Raw genomic sequence first — 320 nt, 5'->3', positions numbered from 1 at the left:
ACAGAGCTATCCGTTTCCGCCCACAAGCTGGCGACCGTCATCCTCGACGCCATTGCGTGGAAAGAGGGTTACAACGGGCTGCCGCGCGGGACGGCCGCCTTCACCCTGGCCGACCTGGCGTCGAAGATGGGCATCTCGCGCCAGTACCTGACCGGGCTGCTGGCTGAACTCGAGGCGTCCGAGCTGGAGCTGAGACGCGAGAAGCCCAACGGCAAATTCGCCCCCTGGCTCTTCCGCTTCACGGCCTTCGATACTGAGGACGAAGATCAGGATGTTGCGTCAGGCACAGGCGACACATCACTATCTAGAGAAAGAAACAA

The 320-nt window shown here is 61.2% G+C and carries 1 pseudogene; it reads left to right on the top strand.

What is annotated here, in order from left to right:
- Positions 1-320: pseudogene (locus J1C52_RS15055) on the top strand (MarR family transcriptional regulator); the annotation flags it as partial.

This window comes from Roseibaca sp. Y0-43 (assembly GCF_020667835.1).
GTDB lineage: Bacteria > Pseudomonadota > Alphaproteobacteria > Rhodobacterales > Rhodobacteraceae > Roseinatronobacter.
Note: the sequence above shows the minus strand (reverse complement) of the source record. Positions and strands in the feature narration are given on the sequence as shown.